At 43.0% G+C, this 20623-nt stretch carries 14 protein-coding genes and 1 pseudogene; 8 read left to right on the top strand and 7 right to left on the bottom strand.

Annotated elements, in window-relative coordinates:
• Positions 1-299: 299 nt before the first annotated feature.
• Positions 300-1130, top strand: coding sequence for a sulfurtransferase (locus FN831_RS20520; RefSeq protein ID WP_142530071.1), 831 nt, complete (start codon positions 300-302; stop codon positions 1128-1130).
• A 38-nt stretch (positions 1131-1168) separates the two neighbouring features.
• On the opposite strand, the gene FN831_RS20515 is transcribed toward FN831_RS20520, so the two are convergent.
• The 6 genes and pseudogenes from FN831_RS20515 to FN831_RS20495 all read right to left on the bottom strand — a co-directional run bounded on the left by FN831_RS20515 (position 1169) and on the right by FN831_RS20495 (position 5450).
• Positions 1169-1555: a helix-turn-helix domain-containing protein gene (locus FN831_RS20515; RefSeq protein WP_142530070.1), complete on the bottom strand. Its 387-nt coding sequence runs from the start codon at positions 1553-1555 to the stop codon at positions 1169-1171.
• A 34-nt stretch (positions 1556-1589) separates the two neighbouring features.
• Entirely contained in the window at positions 1590-2555 is a 966-nt protein-coding gene (locus FN831_RS20510) for an FKBP-type peptidyl-prolyl cis-trans isomerase (RefSeq protein ID WP_142530069.1), read from the bottom strand.
• A 171-nt stretch (positions 2556-2726) separates the two neighbouring features.
• On the bottom strand, positions 2727-3266 hold the full coding sequence (locus tag FN831_RS20505) for a GNAT family N-acetyltransferase (protein ID WP_221931370.1): 540 nt from the start codon (positions 3264-3266) through the stop codon (positions 2727-2729).
• A pseudogene (locus FN831_RS20500) lies at positions 3247-3498 on the bottom strand (rhodanese-like domain-containing protein); the annotation flags it as partial. The gene FN831_RS20505 and the pseudogene FN831_RS20500, both read right to left, overlap by 20 nt.
• Positions 3499-3522: 24 nt before the next feature.
• A complete protein-coding gene (locus FN831_RS27785) occupies positions 3523-3693 on the bottom strand; it encodes a hypothetical protein (RefSeq protein WP_185960557.1) in 171 nt (56 codons plus the stop codon).
• 56 nt (positions 3694-3749) lie between these two features.
• Positions 3750-5450: a GH39 family glycosyl hydrolase gene (locus FN831_RS20495; protein WP_142530067.1), complete on the bottom strand. Its 1701-nt coding sequence runs from the start codon at positions 5448-5450 to the stop codon at positions 3750-3752.
• A gap of 205 nt (positions 5451-5655) precedes the next feature.
• On the opposite strand from FN831_RS20495, the gene FN831_RS20490 reads away from it, so the two are divergent.
• The 3 genes from FN831_RS20490 to FN831_RS20480 all read left to right on the top strand — a co-directional run bounded on the left by FN831_RS20490 (position 5656) and on the right by FN831_RS20480 (position 11766).
• Complete coding sequence (locus tag FN831_RS20490; RefSeq protein ID WP_142530066.1) at positions 5656-7293, top strand: ABC-F family ATP-binding cassette domain-containing protein; 1638 nt, start codon at positions 5656-5658, stop codon at positions 7291-7293.
• 345 nt (positions 7294-7638) lie between these two features.
• Positions 7639-9564: a glycoside hydrolase family 97 protein gene (locus tag FN831_RS20485; RefSeq protein ID WP_142530065.1), complete on the top strand. Its 1926-nt coding sequence runs from the start codon at positions 7639-7641 to the stop codon at positions 9562-9564.
• 33 nt (positions 9565-9597) lie between these two features.
• On the top strand, positions 9598-11766 hold the full coding sequence (locus FN831_RS20480; protein ID WP_142530064.1) for a family 43 glycosylhydrolase: 2169 nt from the start codon (positions 9598-9600) through the stop codon (positions 11764-11766).
• A gap of 231 nt (positions 11767-11997) precedes the next feature.
• On the opposite strand, the gene FN831_RS20475 is transcribed toward FN831_RS20480, so the two are convergent.
• Positions 11998-13380, bottom strand: coding sequence for an MFS transporter (locus FN831_RS20475; protein WP_142530063.1), 1383 nt, complete (start codon positions 13378-13380; stop codon positions 11998-12000).
• A gap of 321 nt (positions 13381-13701) precedes the next feature.
• Here FN831_RS20475 and FN831_RS20470 point away from each other — a divergent pair, with 321 nt between their 5' ends.
• From FN831_RS20470 to FN831_RS20455, 4 genes are all read left to right on the top strand, one after another.
• Positions 13702-14280, top strand: a complete 579-nt coding sequence (locus tag FN831_RS20470; RefSeq protein ID WP_142530062.1) for an RNA polymerase sigma factor — start codon at positions 13702-13704, stop codon at positions 14278-14280.
• Positions 14281-14357: 77 nt separating this feature from the next.
• Complete coding sequence (locus FN831_RS20465) at positions 14358-15494, top strand: FecR family protein (RefSeq protein ID WP_142530061.1); 1137 nt, start codon at positions 14358-14360, stop codon at positions 15492-15494.
• A gap of 282 nt (positions 15495-15776) precedes the next feature.
• Positions 15777-18995 carry a TonB-dependent receptor gene (locus FN831_RS20460; RefSeq protein WP_185960556.1) on the top strand — a complete coding sequence of 1073 codons (3219 nt, stop codon included), beginning with the start codon at positions 15777-15779 and terminating at the stop codon, positions 18993-18995.
• A gap of 24 nt (positions 18996-19019) precedes the next feature.
• Entirely contained in the window at positions 19020-20612 is a 1593-nt protein-coding gene (locus tag FN831_RS20455; protein ID WP_142530059.1) for a RagB/SusD family nutrient uptake outer membrane protein, read from the top strand.
• The last annotated feature ends 11 nt before the right edge of the window (positions 20613-20623 follow it).

The following is a 20623-nucleotide window of genomic DNA, read 5'->3' as shown; positions in this document are numbered from 1 at the left end:
ATTGTGAGCCGCAATACTAAATAAAAATAATTGGAGTTACAACATCTTAATGTTGTAACCTTTACTTTTAGGATACTCTTTAGCTGTTTAATTGGTTTTTGTTGTTTTATTTTTCATAATATATGATGTGATGTTAAAATATATATATGTTATTAGTTAATTGCACTGCGAAAGGATAACTTGTGTATACTTAAAAAGACAATACATGTTTTCTGTTGCCGATGCCTTGCTAAATATTAAATTTGCTTTCAAACCGTTTACAAAGTATAGATTAACAAACAGGTAAATCATAAATGACGATGAAATACGCAACTTTCATTACGGCAGAAGAAGCCTCACAAAATCTGAATAATAGTGGTTTTCTTTTTATTGAGTGTTCCTACGCATTAGCTGACCCGCAGTGGGGAAGAGCAGAGTATGAGAAAAGCCATATACCAAATGCAGTATATGCAGATTTGCATGATGATCTGTCAGGAACAATTATTTCCGGAACGACCGGCCGTCACCCGCTTCCCTCAAAGGAAAGCTTAACTGCTACCTTTTCAAAGCTTGGTATTGATGAAAATACTCAGGTAGTAGCTTATGATATGCAGTCGGGCGCAATGGCAGCAGCAAGGCTGTGGTGGCTTTTACAATGGAGCGGTCATCAAAATGTAGCCGTCCTTTCAGGAGGTAAAAGTTACTGGGAAAAAAAGGGATTTCCACTTGCCGGCTTACAAACGGAAAGAACTCCAAAACAATATAAAGCCAGTTTTAATGACGATTTTCTTGTTCAGTCTGACGATGTGCTGAAGGAGATCGAACAGACCGGCAGCTGCATCATCGATTCCCGGACAAATGACCGTTATCAGGGGCAGAATGAAAGCATAGATCCTGTTGCCGGCCATATTCCTACGGCAATTTCAAAGCCATTTAACAGCCTCCTGAATCCGGAAGGGATGATTGGTGACGATGCTAAATTAGGAGATTACTTTAAGGATACACCAGGAGAAGCCGTGTTTTATTGCGGTTCGGGCGTTACAGCTGCATTTAACATCCTGCTTTTTGTCCATTCGCGCAAAGTTTTCCCAAAACTGTACGCGGGTTCCTGGAGTGAGTGGATCGCGGACAAAAGCAGGCCAATAGCCTGAAGGAAAAAGTGCTATCGATGGCAGTTATTAGCTAAAGATTATTTGTTTTGGTTTAACATGACAGGTATAAAGCGCGAAGATTGTATATTGGAAGGGTTGGTCCCGAAGTATTGTTTAAATGAAAATGAAAAGTGAGAAAAGGATTCAAAGCCTAATTCATCATAAACTTCCGAAGGCCGTTTGCCCTGTTCTTTTATCATAATAAATGCCTCTTCAAGCCGTCTTTGCTGTATCCATCGCTTTGGGGAAGTACGAAAGGTTTTTTCAAAATCCCTTTTGAATGTAGCCAGGCTACGGCCTGTTAATAATGCCAGTTCTTTTACCTCCAGGTTTAGCCGGAAGTTTTCCTGCATAAAATTCTCAAGGTCTGCTTTCCCGGCCTGGTTAAGGCGGGGTTTTTTAAACCACAATTCTTCTGTTTTCATAAGCTAATCTGATGATGCCCTCAAATATGTTTTACTAAAGTTGTACAGACTGGATTTCTATATCAAAGTCCAGTACAGCATTTCCGGGAAGAAGGATGTAGTTAAATTCGTTCCTCAATTCCGATTTGCCGGTGCCGAGCCGGGAGGGGATAATCATCCGCATCTTACCACCTTTGCGCAATTTCCCGGGTATAACTTTTCGCCAGCCATTGATCCAGGAATGCAGGTTGCGGGTATTAGGGCTGAGGTCAAAAGATGTCCCCGTACCAATTTGAAATACAGCTCCGTTCAGGAATCTGCCCGTGTAGGATGTCTGTATGGTTGAGGTTTCAGCAATTGGCGATGTATCGTTTCCGGGATTTGATATGCTATACCAAACTCCTGAGGGATCTTTAGTCATCACCAGCCCTTTGCTGATCATAAAATCCTGTATCAGCCGGTCGTCGCGCTGCTGTTGTGTTGTATCAGGATGAATGGTAATCATCACATCCATATCCTGTTTTGCAGGGATCTCTCCAACTTCGTTTCTGCCAAAAGCCAGGGATGAAGGCAGCAGTATCCTTGCAGCACCTCCTCTTTTTAATTTCAGGATGGTATTACGGATTGCCGGGATAGACCTGGCTTCGGATATTACTTTTTTGGGAATTGTATTGATCACATATTCATGTGATACTACATCCGTGTAACCTACATAGGTACCCCGGTTTGTAAATGCCGGCAAATCATAATAGATAATTCCATTATCTATACCCTTCATCTGAATATTATAGAGCACCGAATCTGTGTTTTTCAGGGCTTCACCCAAGCCCGGATTTAATACCTGGTAATAATAGCCCGTATGATCACCATCTTCAACCATCAGACTCAGGTTATTGCGGACAATATATTCCGTAATCCTTCTGGCCTCCGCATCTTTAACTGATTCATAGTCTTTCCTGCATGATACATTCATGACCAGGCTTGCCAGTGCAAGTATGTATCCGGATAGTTGCTTTAACATAACTTGTTTCCTCCCTTTGTCTTTTTTTACGATTAAATAATCGTAGCGATTGTACAAAGTTGGCGCTTATTTTGTCCTCTTGTTTTCATGAGAGGCTCAAGTTATTTCTTTAAAGGCTCATATCCTGTTAAAAATTGTTAAACTTTTCTATTTGCCGGTGCGAAGGGGAGATTATAAAACTTTTTTGAAACAGATGCTTTCAGGCAGATCTATGTAAGGGCCATACTTGGGAATGGGCAGATAGCCGGCTTTGGGATATAAGCTCAATGCTTCCAGCTGTTTGGAACCTGTTTCAAGCACAGCATAGGTAGTCTTTAATTCCCTGGCCCAGGCTTCAAGTTCAGTGAGAACTTTTCTGCTGATGCCGTTTCCCCTGGCCTGTGGCCGCACAAACATTCTTTTAATTTCTACGGTTTCGTTGTCGTAAGTCTTGAAACAGCCGCAGCCGGCAGGGACTTCATCAATGTATGCAACTACTACTGTATCAATTTTTTCAATCACATTGTGCTGATCATATATATTCATCAAATCACCGTTACGTAAACGAAGATCAGCATCAAGTTCGGTAATCAACGCCCTGAAATCAGGATTGTCACTGTTGGTTCGTCGCAGAGTTATTGTTTTCATCCATACAAATGTACTCAGATGATCATTACTTTTTGCCGGAATCTGAAATTTGTACCCCCCGCGGTCAATGTTTTGTCTTCTCATATTTTGTCACCGCAGCACCAGGGTCCAGATTCTCCGCTTCAGGCAAATATCTCTTCAGGATACTGCTTCCAGTGGCCGATCTGTAGCCAGATGCGCAGTTAATCAGTATCGGTTTATCTGTGGGAATTTCAGCTATTCTGCCGGACAGGTCCTGCAGCGGAATGTTGATCGCATTTTTAAAGATAGCTTCGTTCTTTACTTCGGCCTCTCTCCGCACATCAATGATGGTATACCTGCCTTCCTCGGGATTGAAATCCTATGGTTTACATTGCGCAAATTGTTTGCCATTGGTTGCATCATACACGAATGCCCCTTTGATATTGGGCTTCGTAGCCGATTTTCCGGTTTTCGCGATCAGCCCGCGCAATGTGCTTTCATCTTGGGCAACCAGGGAAAACGCAGAAGAAGGACTAACCACACTGCCCACATCATCGTATTTATCTTTGATTATACACCTACAGGATCAAACCTTGCTTCCGTGATTTACCAGTCCAGTTTGATTAATGAGACCCCTTGCCTGGGCAGATTGATATTGATGGAAAGCTGGTTTTCTTTCACTGTAAGCTTTTGGTCTTTACCCATCGTTTCCAGTTGACCTGCCTTCTCCAGTGTTGCTATTTGGGTTTTTGATGGACTTTGAGGTGATCCCATTTTCTTCCATACCTCGTATGAGTTACTATGATTGCTGTCGATCCGGTAATGGGTCATGGTTACCAGTTTAGCTGGAACATGTTCTATGACTAAGTTAACAGCCTCTGCAGGACCTTGTTTGTCCTCGTCATGATAATTCCAGATCATCACAGCTGCGGTCTCATTATCTTTTGACGCTAAAGCTCCGATATCAGTTTGCGGCCCGCGGATACTGGAATCCATGACGGTTTTTAGCGAATACATTCGGTTACTTTGAACTGCAACCCGGTCGCCGCTCATCTTACCGAACATCCTGAAAACATTCAGCACAGGCTTGTCTACACCATTGGTTGCCAGGTCACGGAAGCCATAAAACCAGGGCTGGTTCTCAAATTCAAATGACCAGGAAACTGCACCTTTAAAGTTGATACCATATTGGTCTTCCAGTTCATATTTGCGGGCAAAGGTTGCCGCTGTATAACTGGAATACATGGTGCCGTTACGGTAAGCATTCTCCGGGTTCGTAGCCATGCCGCATGCCGCACAGCCCTCCGGATCAGATTCTCCGATGATCAGGGGAAGGTTTTTAGTCTCCGGATAGGAGGCTGCAATCCTGAACCCTGTAGCAATATCTCTCAGCTGCGGGGCGGGGTCCATCAGTACAACACCATTGATCAGCTTAGGTTCGCCTTTGGCATGAAAGCTAAGGAGTTCCAGCGGGGATCCGGTTTTACCAGTCGCATAGTTGGTTCCTGTTAAGCAATGCTGTATAAATTCATTTAAGTACTCCTGCGATTTTTTGGATTTAGTGCCGGCAACATTCATCCCGCCAATTTTAGCGGTAGGCAGCGCCCTTTTCAGGCCAGCAGCAGCATAGTCGTACAGTTTAAAAAACTCCTCCCGTGTACCTTTAAAGTAATAGGCAGGCTCATTCCATACCTCCCAGTACCAGCTTTCCACTTCTGCTTTTCCATAACGCTCCACGCTGTGTTTTACCCACTGGTAAACCAGCTCGCCCCATTTGTTGTAATCTTTTGGAGGGTAGGCCCAGCCGGTCATAATCAGGTCGTAATTGTCGCCTGGCTTCCAGTGATGCTTATAGGGCTCCGGATGAGTGGACAATGCCTGTGGCATAAACCCAATTTGTGCAAAAGGCTTCATTCCGCGTTTTACATAAGTATCAAAAATACTGTCTATAATCTTCCAGTTATAAATGGGATTTCCATGAACATCTTCTGTATAGGCATTTGTAGATCCCCATTTTAACGCGGCTTCACCATCTCCAGTAACCAAAAGACTGTGCGCGCGTACATATTTCGGCCCCTCGCTTAAAGCGGCAATCTCTGTCAGCAGCTTTTTTCCATCTTTCATATAGGTATAATTGGGTTCATCATATCCAAACCAGGCCCATACAGGTTTCATCGGTGCTTTCTTCCGGGCCAGATCTACCGTAATCTTTGCAGGTTGCGGGTTTGTACTTTGTCCAAAGCTATAGTGGACAGCGCATGATATCAAAAGGATTGCAGTGAAAATTCGGATAGCGGGAGATTTCATTTGGTTTTTTTAAGGTACGGTCAGTAATAGGGGTATACTAATATAATATTGTTTAGCTACTGATTATCATATAGGTACCTAAATCAGCTGTAATTTTGTTGAGACAGGTTTTAAGGCCCGGCCTGCAGACAAGGCTGTTGGCAAATTCAAACAAAATTTTATCAAATTCAACTATCTTTGCAGCTTAACCTAATATCCGCATTTCGTGTTTAATGTAAATAATATCTCCGTTTCTTTTGGTGGAACCAACCTGTTTAGTGATGTAACCTTTTCGATCAACGAAAATGACAAAATAGCCCTGATGGGTAAAAATGGTGCCGGCAAGTCTACCATGTTAAAAATCATAGCTGGTGCAACAAAGCCTACTTCTGGCAGTGTGAGCGGCCCAAAAGATGCTGTGATCGCCTATTTGCCACAGCACTTGCTTACCCAGGACAACGTTACCGTATTCGAAGAAACCTCAAAAGCTTTTCAGGAAATGCAGCACATGCAAAAGGAACTGGACGAGCTGAATGAGCAACTGACTATAAGAACCGACTACGAAAGCGATGATTACATGAAGCTGATTGAGCGTGTGTCTGAGCTGAGCGAAACATTCTATTCGGTAGAAGAAGTCAATTACGATGCTGAGGTAGAAAAGGTACTTAAAGGACTCGGCTTTGAACGTAAAGACTTTAACCGCCCAACTTCAGAATTCTCGGGCGGATGGCGTATGCGGATTGAGCTGGCAAAAATCCTCCTCAAAAAACCTGATCTGATTTTGCTGGATGAGCCTACCAACCACATGGATATCGAAAGTATCCAATGGCTGGAAGATTTTCTGATCAGTTCAGCTAAGGCAGTGATTGTGATTTCGCACGACCGTACCTTCGTAGATAACATTACTAACCGTACGATTGAGGTGACGATGGGCAGGATCTATGATTATAAAGCAAAATATACCCATTACCTGCAGCTGCGTGCCGACCGCCGGGTACATCAGCTAAAAGCTTATGAAGAACAGCAGCGCTTTATTGCAGACAATCAAGAATTTATTGATCGCTTCAGAGGCACATATTCAAAAACATTACAGGTGCAGTCGCGAGTTAAGATGCTCGAAAAACTGCCTATTATCGAAATCGATGAAGTGGATACCTCGGCCTTGCGCCTCAAGTTTCCACCGTCTCCGCGCTCAGGCCAGTATCCTGTGATTGTAGAAGAGATGACCAAAGCTTATGGCGACCATGTGGTATTCGAAAAAGCGTCAATGGTAATCGAAAGGGGAGAAAAGGTAGCCTTTGTAGGGAAAAATGGTGAAGGTAAATCCACAATGATCAAAGCCATTATGGGCGAGATTGATATTGAAGGAGGTTTAAAAGTGGGCCATAATGCCAAAATCGGCTATTTTGCGCAAAATCAGGCTGCATTGCTGGATGAGAGCTTAACCGTGTTTGAAACTATTGATCAGATTCCATTAACCGATGGAAGTATAAAGATAAAAGACCTTCTGGGTGCTTTTATGTTTAGCGGTGATGATACGACTAAAAAGGTGAAGGTGCTATCAGGCGGTGAGAAAACCCGTCTGGCAATGATTAAACTATTGCTGGAGCCGGTAAATGTATTGATCCTGGATGAGCCGACCAACCATTTGGACATGAAGACAAAGGATATCATCAAAGACGCATTGCAGGATTTTGACGGCACATTGATTTTAGTTTCTCACGACAGGGATTTCCTTGACGGACTGGCTAAAAAGGTATTTGAATTTGGGAATAAACGGGTGCGTGAGCATTTTGAAGATATCAAAGGTTTTCTTGCGTACAAGAAAATGGCCAGTCTGAAAGATATTGAGCAATCTTCCTGATAGTGACCCCGTAACAAAAGGATTGATAATGCTGGCTTAAACAAGCTCAGGGGCGGGTTTGCTCGGTATGAATGCGTTTTGCATGCCGTATGCCTGCGATATCTGAGCGCTTGGTTTAACTAGTTAAATTCAGCGCTCACATACCGCAGGCAATGTGCTATTATTGCCCAGTCATTCCGAATAAACCCCGGCTAAAAAAGCCTTAAATATTTTCTCCTCTGAGGCCATATAAAGAAATTACATGTCCATTATTCAAAATCTCCTCTAATCAAATTATTTATTTTTGTTTTATATCCCTAATCCACCTATCTTAAACGTCTTATTGACGTATAATAAGATATAGGTATGATAAAAAAAATGCTGGTGATTTTTGTGCTGCTTGGGCCATTGTTTGAAAAGGCCGCTGCGCAGGTTGTGTTTGATAGTCCTGACGGGAAGCTTGCTGTAAAAGTCTTTTCCGACAAAGGAAAATTTTTTTATGAGATTTCCAGGAATAAAAAACCTGTTGTGCTCCCTTCACTTTTAGGCTTGAGTACCAGCAAGGGTGATTTTTATGAAAGTATGAAGATCAGTACGCACACGGAAATCAAAGGACAAAAGATACAATATACGCTTTACTCCGGTAAAAAATCTGATATCAGTTCGGTACAAAATACAGGTGTAGTACAGCTCGTTAACAAGCAGCAGCAACCGCTCGTTATTACTTTCCGCATCAGCAACGATGCCGTGGCTTTTAAATATGACTTACTGGGAAAGGCTTCGGAAACGATTACCATCAATGAAGAAAAAACTGAATATAAGTTACCTGTAAATACCCTCAGTTGGCTGCAACCAATGCAGGAAGCAAAATCTGGCTGGGAGAAAAGTAATCCGGCCTATGAGGAACATTATCGTCAGGAAGTTATGATCAAAGATATTCCAGATTCGGTAAACAGGGGATGGGTTTACCCGGCTTTACTAAAAACGGGGGAGAACTGGCTGGCGATTACCGAAGCCGGTATCGATGGAACATACTGTGCCACCCGTTTGATTGCTCATCCGACAGAAAGCAAATTTAGCGTAGGCTTTCCGGATCCGAGGGAGATATTTACCGGACGGGGATACCTGCCCACTGGCAAAATGCCTTTTTCTACTCCCTGGCGGGTGATCGCGCTGGGAAGCCTGAAAACCATCATGGAATCAACTGCGGGTACAGATTTTTCAGCAAAAGCAGCAATTGCAAATACGGGGTTTATTAAACCAGGGAAAGCTTCATGGAGCTGGATCATGTCCAAAGATGACTACATTGTTTACGACGAGCAGAAAAAATATATAGATTTTGCTGCGGACATGCACTGGGAATATTGTCTGATTGATGCCGACTGGGACCGTAAGATCGGATATGAAAAAATAAAAGAACTGGCGGATTATGCGAAGTCTAAAAATGTAGGCGTCCTGTTGTGGTACAACTCTGCGGGCGACTGGAACACAGTGAAATACACACCCAAAAACCTGCTGCTTACACAGGAAAGCCGCAGAAAGGAATTTTCAAGAATTCATGAGATGGGGATCAAAGGTGTAAAGATTGATTTCTTTGGAGGTGACGGACAGTCTGTGATGCAGTATTATATTGACATCCTGCAGGATGCGGCAAAGTATGAGCTGATGGTAAACTTCCATGGCGCTACCCTGCCGAGGGGCTGGGCACGTACTTATCCCCATCTGATGACCACAGAGGCCGTACGTGGTTTCGAGAATGTGAGTTTTCAGCAGGCAGAGGCCGACCGTGAAGCAGAAATATGTGCAACGGTTCCTTTCGCGCGGAACCTTTTCGATCCCATGGATTATACACCAATGAACCTGTATAAAATTAACAACAAGATCAAACGGAAAACCAGCAGTGCCTTTGAACTGGCACTTTCGGTGCTTTTTGTGAGTGGTATCCAGCATTATGCTGAGTCGGCCGAAGGCATGGCTCATGTACCTGAAAATGTACAGCAATTCCTTCGCGTCCTGCCCGCAAGGTGGGATGACGTAAAGTTCATTGATGGCTATCCAGGAAAATACCTGGTATTGGCGCGCAGGTCTGGCAGCAAATGGTACATCGCAGGTATCAACAGCGAAAGCGCAGAAAAATCTGTTACTTTCAATACCCTTCCTTTTGGAAAAAAAGCGACGCTGATTGCCAATGGCGACGGGCAGCTGGACTTCCGTAAAGAAACGGGCAAAACAAGCAATGCGCAAAAGATAATGATGCCGCCGCAGGGAGGCTTTGTAATCGTAATAGAATAGTCATCCAACTGATCAAATAATAATATAGATACGATGTTTAAAAAAGAGTGGCTAAGGCCAATTGCCTGTTTGTCTGTTGCGCTGTGCAGCCTCAGTACAGCTGATGCCCAGAACATACAAAATCCTGGGAAGGATAATACTGCATACTTGTTTACCTATTTCGTAGGCGGTAAAGGCGGCGAGAGCATCCGCTTTGCACTGAGCAATGACGGTTATCATTACCGGGCTTTAAACCAGAACAAGCCGGTGCTTAATCCTGCAAAAACGAGTGCTACCGGCGGCGTTCGCGATCCTCACATCCTGCGCGGTGCCGATGGCAAGACGTTTTATATGGTAGCTACCGATATGAACACAGAAAAATACGGATGGGACACCCCTGATTCGGGCATGGTACTGATGAAGTCGAGAGACCTGATCAACTGGTCATCGCATGTAGTGAACATACCTGCCTTGTTTAAGGAATTTGCCGGTGTGAACAGAGTGTGGGCGCCACAGACGATTTACGACCCACAGCAGAAGAAATACATGATCTACTGGTCGATGCGCACAGGGAAAGATGCAGATAAAATTTATTATGCCTATGCGAACAAGGACTTCACAGGGCTGGATTCTGCACCTAAACAGCTTTTTTATAAAGCGGATGGTGGTGCTTGTATAGATGGTGACATCGTGTATAAAGACGGCAGGTATCATCTGTTTTTCAAAACCGAAGGTTCAGGTGCCGGTATTAAGATTGCTGTTTCAGATCAGTTAACAAAAGGCTATGTGCTGCTGGATAAATATGTGCAGCAAACCACATCACCTGTTGAAGGTTCAGGTACTTATAAACTGAATAACAGTGATGACTATATCTTGATGTACGACAGATATACCGAGGGCAAATATCAATTTACAAGAAGCAAAGACCTGGTAAATTTCAAAGCTATAGATGATGAAATTGCAATGAACTTCCGTCCCAGACATGGTACAATCATGCCGGTCACCACAGACGAAGCTAAAAAGCTTGCCGCCCAGTGGATGAACCCGGATGATATGATCCTTGCTGCTCAGGCAAAAGAGGTGAAGAAAATCAATATATCTTTTGATACGGCCAGTAAAAAGGCTTACATACCTGTAATGCCAGGCACAAAATTGAATGCTTTTGATCCTCAGTTTACAACATTTCCGGGTATCATCATCAGCCCTGGAAAAGCACAGGATTTTACTCATGGACCGGTAAAATATACTGTAGACATCAATGGTAAAAAGCAAAGTTATGATGTATTTCTACAGGAAAACCATAATGCAGCTATTCCCGGCTATTATGCCGATCCTGATATCCTATATGCTGAAAAAACTGGTAAATTCTATATCTATCCAACCAGTGACGGATACAATAACTGGTCGGGCAACTATTTTAAAACTTTCTCTTCTGCCGATCTGGTCAACTGGAAAGATGAAGGCGTGATCCTTGATCTGCCGAAAGATGTAAGCTGGGCAAAGAAAAATGCCTGGGCCCCCTGTATCATCGAGAAAAAAATCAATGGCAGCTACAAATATTTCTTTTATTTCACAGCAGGTGCGAAAATTGGAGTAGCCATTTCGGATAATCCTGCAGGACCTTTTGTAGATTCTGGCAAAGCCCTGATTGATAAATTTCCGGATGGTATCAAAGGTGGACAACAGATCGACCCGGATGTATTCAGTGACCCAAAGACAGGAAAAACTTACCTCTACTGGGGTAACGGGTATATGGCAGGAGCAGAGCTGAATGAGGACATGATCTCATTAAAATCCGGTACGACCAAAGTACTGACTCCAAAGGATAATTTTAAAGAGGGAACATATGTAGCCTTCAGGAAAGGGATCTATTATTTCATGTGGTCAGAAAGCGACACCAGAAATCCCAACTATACGGTACATTACGGTACATCAGATTCAGCGCTTGGAGAAATCAGCGTACCAAAGAATAATGTGGTTATTGCAAAGAACCCAAAGGCTGGCATCTACGGTACGGGGCATCATTCGGTCATTCAGATCCCCGGAACTGATGAATGGTACATTGTCTATCACCGGTTTAATTATCCTGCCGGGATCTCAATGGGCGAGGCAGCGGGCTACAACCGGGAGATCTGTATTGATCGGTTAACCTTTAATGAAGATGGCAGTATCAGAGAAGTGATCCCGACGCATGAAGGTATTTCACCTGTAAAACTGAAGTAAATTGTACTAAGTATGTTAAAAAATCGCTGAGCATATTTTAACACAATTTGCTCAGCATAAAATAATTGTACCAGTTTATTTTTTAAAAAATCGCTGAGCATATTTTAACAATTATGCTCAGCATAAGTAATTGTACAAGTTTATTTTTTGAAAAATCGCTGAGCATATTTTAACACAATTTGCTCAGCATATTTAAAATTATTTGCTGAATACAGCCGTCCTTTCGAGCGCTTATACTTTCAATTTCAGCAGTTTCAAAATTAAAATTAAGGTAATCGCTGTAAATATCACAGTAAAGGTTGCACTGACACTGATAGCATGGATGATCCTGAGGTTTCCACCAGATGCAATTGTTCCAATTATGGCAACACCAATGGCCCCGGCCGACTGTCTTACTGTATTTAATGCCGCGGATGCTGTTCCGGACAGGGACTTGTCCACGCTCGCGAGTATGCCATTAATCATAGAGGGTACGGCAAGCCCCATCCCCATAGAGATAGTCAGGAAAGGTAAAAACAATTTCCAGTACTGCGTATGCTCGCCGGCAAGGTATAAACCTGCGAAACCAAGTGCAAACATGACCAAACCAATCATAATGGGAAGGCGGATACCATACTTATTGATGATTTTACCGCTGGCAACATTTGAAATGACAAAGCCTACAGTTAAAGGAAGAAAAGCCAGTCCGGCATTGAGTGACGAATAGTGCAGGACATTCTGCAGATAAAGGCTCAGGATAAAGATAGTGCCGTAATATGCGCCATTTAGCAGTCCTCCCAGCAGAAGCAGGACATTAAAGTCCGCCGATTTGAAGAGATGCAGGGGCAGCATGGGAAATTTAACCTTACTTTCAGTCAGCAGAAACAAGCATAACATGATCAGACTAAAAATGATACTGATCAGAATAACCGGACTGTTAGCTCCCAGCTGTGGCCATTCTATAATAGCCCAAATGATCGTGGTGATGCATAACATCCAGGTAACTTGTCCGGGAATGTCAAAGTTTCTATTTCCTGCAGCCTGATCCTTTTTTAATCTGAGACTAAAGATCAGGGCTGCCAGGCAAAGCGGCACATTCACATAAAAGATATAGCGCCAACTGCTGACCTGGATGAGCAGCCCGCCAATAATCGGCCCGGCTGCAATCGCTGAACTTCCTGCCGCGGTCCAGAGCCCCACGGCACGTACCCTTTTAGCCGTATCATGGGCAAAAGACTGGTTAAGTATCGCCAGGGAACTGGGGATCATCGTGGCCGCACCAAGGCCCTGTAATGCGCGGAAGCAAATCAGCATGGTAGCGCTTTGCGCCAGTCCGCAACCTATCGAAGCGATGCAGAAAATACCAATGCCGATCTGGAAGATCCGCTTTGCACCAAGCATATCGCTTAAACTTCCTGCTGACAACATCAGTACAGCAAAGGCCAGTGTATATGCATCGATCACCCATTGCAGTGTACTGATTGTAATCTGGTAGGTTTGCGCGATCTGGGGCATTGCAATGTTGACAATTGATACATCCAATTGAGCCATTACAAAGGCAAGACTGGTCACAGTGACAATCCAGCCGAAACTTGTGGATTCACTGGATTTTGCTGCAGGGGCGGATAATGTCATTGACGTCTGAATTACTGATGAAGCCAAATTGTGCATAATTATCCAGACCCTCAACCAGCATTGTGAAATCGCCTGGATTTTGACTTCGTAGTGATGATAACTTTCGAGCAGCGTTGATCCACTGGTATACCTTTATCTATAAGGATGAAGTCATATTGATGAATATGCGGTCAATTATTTTAATTTATTGCGCAAATCCGAATAAATGCTCACTTTAATTTCACTCTTTTTCATTAAATCGCGAATTTTATTTCATTTTTTCTAAGTATGTCATAAGATTATTACTATAATTACATCTTCTGTAGATAAAATCTGTTAAACATGTCATCTCATAGTTCATTTAGTGATGCGGAACTTGCTGTTTTCTTCAAAGAAGGCGATAGAGATGCTTTTGCAGAGATTTTTGAGCGCTATAACGACGTGTTATTTGCACATGCTTATAACAAACTGCGAAATAAAGAAGAAGCACGGGATATTGTGCAGGATGTATTCGTCAGATTCTGGAACAAGCGTGAGCAGATAGAATTAAAAAGCAACCTTTCAGGTTACTTATATGTAATGGTAAGAAACAGCATTTTTTCCCTGATCAGCCATAAAAATGTGGTTAACCAGTATGCAACATCATTCAACCAGTTCAAATACAATGGAGAGCCGATAACTGATCATCTGGTCAGAGAAAAACAGCTGGCAGCAATAATCGAAACTGAAATTGCAGCCCTTCCTCCCCGAATGCGTGAAGTGTTTGAGCTGAGCAGAAAAGAAAACCTCAGCAACAGGCAAATTGCCGAGAGACTGGGCCTGTCGGAATTTACTGTGGCAGACCAGATAAAAAAGGCGTTGCGGGTACTCAGATTACGTATAGGTCTGGTTCTATTTGTTGCCCTTCATTTCATCAGATAAAAACGATTATTATTTTTTACTTTCCTATCCCCGATCTGTTTTCCTGAAAAGTCTTACTTCTATAGACCAGGTAATTAATGGAACGGGACGAAAAAAAATTCAGGGCTTTACTGCAAAAATATAACCAGGGTATATGCACTCAGGAAGAGATCGCCTGGCTTGAATCATGGTATCTGCAGTTGAATGAAAAAGACAAAGCCAGCTTATCCAGAACTGAGCTGGATGAAGAACGATCAGCCATCTGGGCAGCGGTTGAAAATCAAACCCATGAAATCACTTCCACAAAATTATGGCCCAGGATTGCCGCTGCGGCGTCGGTACTGCTTGTACTTGGTACAGGCTTATTCTTTTACAAAGCTGATCAAGCCCCTTCAATGCCTAAACTTGCCAAAACATCCATTTACAAAAATGATATCGCCCCGGGTGGCGTAAAAGCAACCTTAACCCTGGCTGATGGCCGCAAGATTACTTTAGACGGTGCCAAAAATGGTGCCCTTGCACAGGAAACCGGAATAACCATTACCAAAGCTGCAGACGGGCAACTCATTTATACCGTGTCAGATTCAAAATCTAAAAATGCATTTGCCTTTAACACAATTTCAACACCTAAAGGTGGCCAGTATCAGGTGCGGCTACCAGATGGTACTGAGGTATGGCTCAATGCGGCGTCATCACTTAAATTCCCGGTTTCTTTCAGCAACAGCAAACAGCGTAAGGTTGAACTGGAGGGCGAGGCTTACTTTGAAGTTGCACACAACAAACAGCAGCCCTTTATTGTGAAAACCAACAGACAGGATGTAGAAGTATTGGGGACACATTTTGACGTAAAATCTTATGCAGACGAACCCGTTACCAAAACAACTTTACTGGAAGGCAGTGTACGGCTGAATGGCTCAACAATCCTTAAACCCGGTCAGCAGGGCCTGAGCAAAGGAAACAGCCTCAATGTGAAGCAGGTAGATGTAGATGAAGAACTGGACTGGAAAAACAAACAGTTTATCCTCAATGACGAAGACCTTCAGGTAGTGATGCGCAGATTGGCCAGATGGTATGATGTTGAGGTCGTATATGAAGGAGAACCCGCAGATGTCCAGTTTGTAGGTGTGGTATCCAGCACAAGAAATATCTCAGGAGTACTCAAATTAATGGAGCGTACCGGAAAGGTGCATTTTAAAATAGAGGGCAAAAAAATAACCGTCCTTAAACAACCATAAACTAACCAATTTACAGAATTATCAACCAAACCTAACCAACATGAAGAAAATCTACAAAAAGGGTTCATAATTGCCACCGGAATACGCTCCTGAAAAATGAATACCGGATTGAGTCGAAGCAATCCGGTAAAAGTCCGGGCGTATAAAATTATGATGTGAACTAACTCAATCTCAACCCAAAACCAATCAAAGGTAATGAAATTTTACAACCATCAAGGTAGTAGATATAATATCTGCTGTCCCAAACAATTATTGCGAATTATGAAGATAACCATGCTCATAATGACCATTGCTTTATTTCATGTAAGTGCCGCTTCACTGGCACAGAAAGTTAATCTCGATAAAAAAAACGCACCGTTAAAGGCTGTGTTCAACGAGCTGGCTAAGCAAACCGGTTATGACTTCCTGGTGGATGCGAAAACACTGGAGAAGGCTAAGCCAGTTACGGTCAGCCTTAAAAATGCCTCTTTGGAAGAAGCGTTGCAGATTTGCTTTAAAGATCAGCCATTGGAATACTCTATAGATGATAAGAGTGTCGTCATCAAAGAGAAAGAGAAAACCATTTTTGACCGTATAAAAGAATATATGAATGCGGTTACCATTACGGGAACAGTTGTAGATGAAAAAGGTGTGCCTTTACCAGGTGTATCTGTTCAGGTAAAAGGCACAGCCAAAACCGTAGCTACTTCCGGCACTGGAACTTTTTCCATTAACGCAGATAAAGGTGCAACATTAGTTTTTCGTTATATCGGATTTGAGGCAAAGGAAGTTGTAATTGGCACTGAGAATAATATTAAGGTAACACTGAGAGAAGATCAAAAGGCTTTGAACGAGGTGGTTGTAGTGGGATACGGCACCTCTACAAAGAAGGAACTGACCAGTGCTATTACTACAATAAAAGCGGAAGATTTTAATGCGGGTGTGGTAACCAGTCCTGCAGCATTGCTGGAAGGTAAAGTTGCAGGTCTGAATATTACCAGTGATGGAAATCCGAACGGAACGGCAACTGTTACACTGAGAGGCCCTTCCTCATTGAGGGCTGGTGCAGCATCTTCACCGTTTTATATCATTGACGGAGTACCAGGAGCAGATTTCAATCTTGTAGCACCATCAGACATCGCATCGATTGATGTGTTAAAAGATGCTTCCGCATCAGCTATTTATGGTACAAGGGCTACAAATGGAGTAATTATCGTTACCACAAAAAAAGCAAAACCTGGTCAGCTGAGGATGAATTACGACGCCTATGCTTCAATGGAAAAAATCGCCAACCAGTTTGAGCTGGCAACTGCTGATCAGCTGAGGACTTATGCTGCAGCAACAGGACAAAGTTTTACTCCGGAGAATGACAATGGTGGTAATACCGACTGGCAGAAAGTAACACAGCGTAACAGTGGCTTTGCCCAAAACCATAACCTTTCCTTTGGCGGCGGTACAGAAAAAACAGTTTTTGGAGGAAGTCTGAATTACCTCGAGAACAGGGGGATTATTAAAAATACCGGGTTCGACCGCTTTGTAGGCCGTTTAAATCTATCTCAAAAGACATTGAATGATAAATTGAAGCTGGACTTTTCGTTAAGTAACTCTGTGACCAACTCTGACTTGCTGGTGAACGATATTCCTTTGACAAGTGTTAACGGTAAGGACCCCGGATTTTTCAAATCCATTATTCAGTACCTTCCTACGCGGACCGTCTATAATGCGGATGGTTCACTATATGTAGATCCTACGCTCGTATTAGGTTATAACCCATTGGGTCTGATTACAAATGATACCTATAAGCAAAAGATTAATTTGCTGCTGGGCAACGTAAAGGGAGAACTCACCTTACCCGCTGGCATATTCTATAATTTTAATCTTGCTTATCAAAACAGGACTACTTTTAACGATACCTATTACAATTCGAAATCAGAAATTGCGCAAAACCTTAATGGTTCGGCCATCCGTTCTACCTATCAGGATACCAAGAAATTATTTGAAAACTATCTGAGCTATTCGCATAAATGGGGCAGTGATCATGACTTTAAAGCATTAGCGGGTTATTCTTATGATGAAACCACTACCGGTAATGGCTTCCAGTCAACAAACCAGAATTTTATTTCTGATGAAACCAGCTACAATAACCTTGCTTTAGGTACTGCGCCATCAGGATATCGTGTAAATTACGGTACAGTGCAGGTAGAAACATTACGCCTGATATCCTTTTATTCGCGCCTGAACTATAGCTACAAAGGCAAGTATATCTTCCAGGCTTCGGTACGTCGTGACGGATCAAATGCCTTTGGTGCAAATAACAGGTGGGGCTATTTCCCTGCAGGTTCTGCAGCCTGGAGAATTATTGATGAGTCTTTCATGAAATCGCAAACTATTTTTGACGACCTGAAGCTGCGTATCGGTTATGGTAAAACTGGTAACTCACAAGGATTTCCTGCATACACCCCGCTCACACAGTATGGTACAACAGGAAATTTTTATTACAACAGCGCATTTATCGGTGCCATTGGCCCAACTCAGAACCCCAATCCAGACTTGAAATGGGAAACTACAGGTACAGTAAATGCCGGAGTTGATTTCTCGTTCCTGAAAGGAAGATTAGGTGGCTCGGTAGATGTATACCAGAAGAAAACTACCGATATGATCTCCGTTATCCCGGTTTCTACAGTAACAAACCTGGTGTCTACACTAACAGCTAATGTAGGTAGTATGGATAATAAAGGCGTGGAAATCAGTTTGAATGCAACGCCTGTGAAAGCTGCCAATTTTGCCTGGGAAACTTATGGAAATATCTCTTTCAATAAAAACAAGATTACTTCATTGGGAACTAACCTCTCAAAAATCTATGCCGGCGTTCCTGAAGGCCCCGGGCAAAGCGGTGTAACTGTCTCTATCATTGAAGCAGGTTATCCTCTCGGCCAATTTTACACACTTCAATATTTAGGTTTAACTAATGGTGTGTCTACGTATTTAGGCGCAGATGGTAATCCTACTACTACTCCGAAAAGTACAGACCAGACCTACGCAGGAAATGCACAGCCCACCTATATCTTTGGTTGGGGAAATAATTTCACTTATAAGAACTTCAGCCTTAATTTCTTCTTCCGCGGGCAGGGTGGCAATAAGATTATGAATGCTTCACTGGCAAGTTATAATCAGCCTACCCAGGTAACTACCCATAATGTGCCCGTGTTAACATTGTCTGAACCTGTAACCGATATCAATGCACACCTTTATTCTACAAGATACCTGGAAAATGGCGCATTTGTGCGTTTAAGTAATGCAACGCTTGCCTATAAATTTAAGCTCGCTGGAAATTATGTCCATGGCATTCGTTTTTATCTGACGGGTACTAATTTATTCCTGATCACGAAGTATAAAGGCGTAGATCCTGAACTTAATCTGAGCCTGAATAACCAGGCCAGCGGGCAGTTTATCGGGGTGGACAGCAATAACTTCTATCCAAAAACCAGAAGTTTCTTAGCAGGTATTCAGTTGGATTTATAGTTGAATCTTTTAAAATTAAACACAATGACTCGTTTCAAAAAACATATAGTTATAGGGATTTTAGCCCTCACAGCAGGAATATCAGGTATTACAGGATGTACTAAGCTTGACGTTACCCCGGTTTCTTCACTCACGCCGGCAACCTTTCCTGAAACACCTGCCCAGTTTATAGCTGCTACAGGACCCATTTATACAAAATTCCGCGGTGGACCGGACCGGTCTTACTGGATAACAGCAAATATCGCGGCGGATGAAAACGTGATGGTTGCCAGAGGTGGTAACTGGTTTGACGGCGGTATTTATGCCGCCATGAACCTGCATACCTACAATCAGGACAATTCCCTGGTACTGAACAACTGGACCTGGGGATTTGGCACCATCAGTACCTGCAACCAGGTTTTATCTCTCTTCAGCGCTGTGGCTGAAAGTACGGCTAAAGCTCAAACCGTGGCAGAGATCAAAACCATGAGGGCGATGTCCTACTTCTATATGATGGATTTATATGGAAACATTCCTGTCTCTAAAACTTTTGGCGACACTACTAATCTTGCTACACAGCCACGCGCCCAGGTATTTGCCTTCATCGAGACTGAACTGCTGGAGCAGATTCCAAACCTGAGTACAACTGTTGATGCAACTACTTACGGAAGGCCTACAAAATACCTGGCGTATGCAATACTTGCTAAAATGTACATTAATGCGTCATATTATATCGGTACAGACAGAAATGCCGATGCAGTAAAGATGTGTGATAATATTATCAATGCTGGCAAGTATGCGCTGGATGCAGATTATATTGGCATGTTTAAGCCCAATAATGGTCCGCAGATCAAAGACTTTATCTTTGCGGTACCTTTTGACAATGTGCAGGCTCTGGGCCAATATTATGCGAGGTTTACGATGCATCCGGCCCTGCGTGCCAAGTATAGTATGCCTTATTCTCCTGCCGGACCAATTTATTCTTACGCAAGTTATTATGCGCTATACAATGATACCAAAGATATCAGACGAAGACAATATTTAACAGGTAAGCAGTATACTCACACCGGTGTGCCGATCATGATAACCACAACCAATAAGGGGCTTGATGATAACTATACCGGCAGTAATCCTACAGGATCAGTTGTCCATCAACTAGAGTTTACTCCTGATATTATCTGGAGAAACAACGCCACCTTTGACATCGGAAATGATGAGTTAGCCAATGAGCAGGGGTACAGAAATATTAAATTTTATCCTGATAGTACTTCTACAGTGAGAGATCAGAGTAACGACCTTCCAATGTTCCGCTATGCAGATATCCTGCTCACAAAAGCTGAAGCCATTCTGCGCGGCGCAACGGCAACAAACGGCGCAACGGCCTTGTCGCTGGTTAATCTGGTACGCGCACGTGCGCAGGCTTCGCCATTTACAACAGTCACCCTTGCTGATATTTTAGACGAAAGAGGCCGTGAGTTAGCTATGGAAATGTGGCGCAGGAACGATCTGATCAGATTTGGTCAGTATGAAAAGCCATGGGGTATAAAAACTAATGCTGATCCTCAGCGCCGTATTTTTCCGATTCCAAAAAGTGAAATTCAGCTCAATCCAAAACTGGTGCAAAACCCAGGATATTAAAATAAACTCCA

The sequence above is a fragment of the Pedobacter westerhofensis genome, assembly GCF_900182595.1.
Taxonomy (GTDB): domain Bacteria; phylum Bacteroidota; class Bacteroidia; order Sphingobacteriales; family Sphingobacteriaceae; genus Pedobacter; species Pedobacter westerhofensis.
This window is presented reverse-complemented; position numbering and strand designations above follow the sequence as displayed.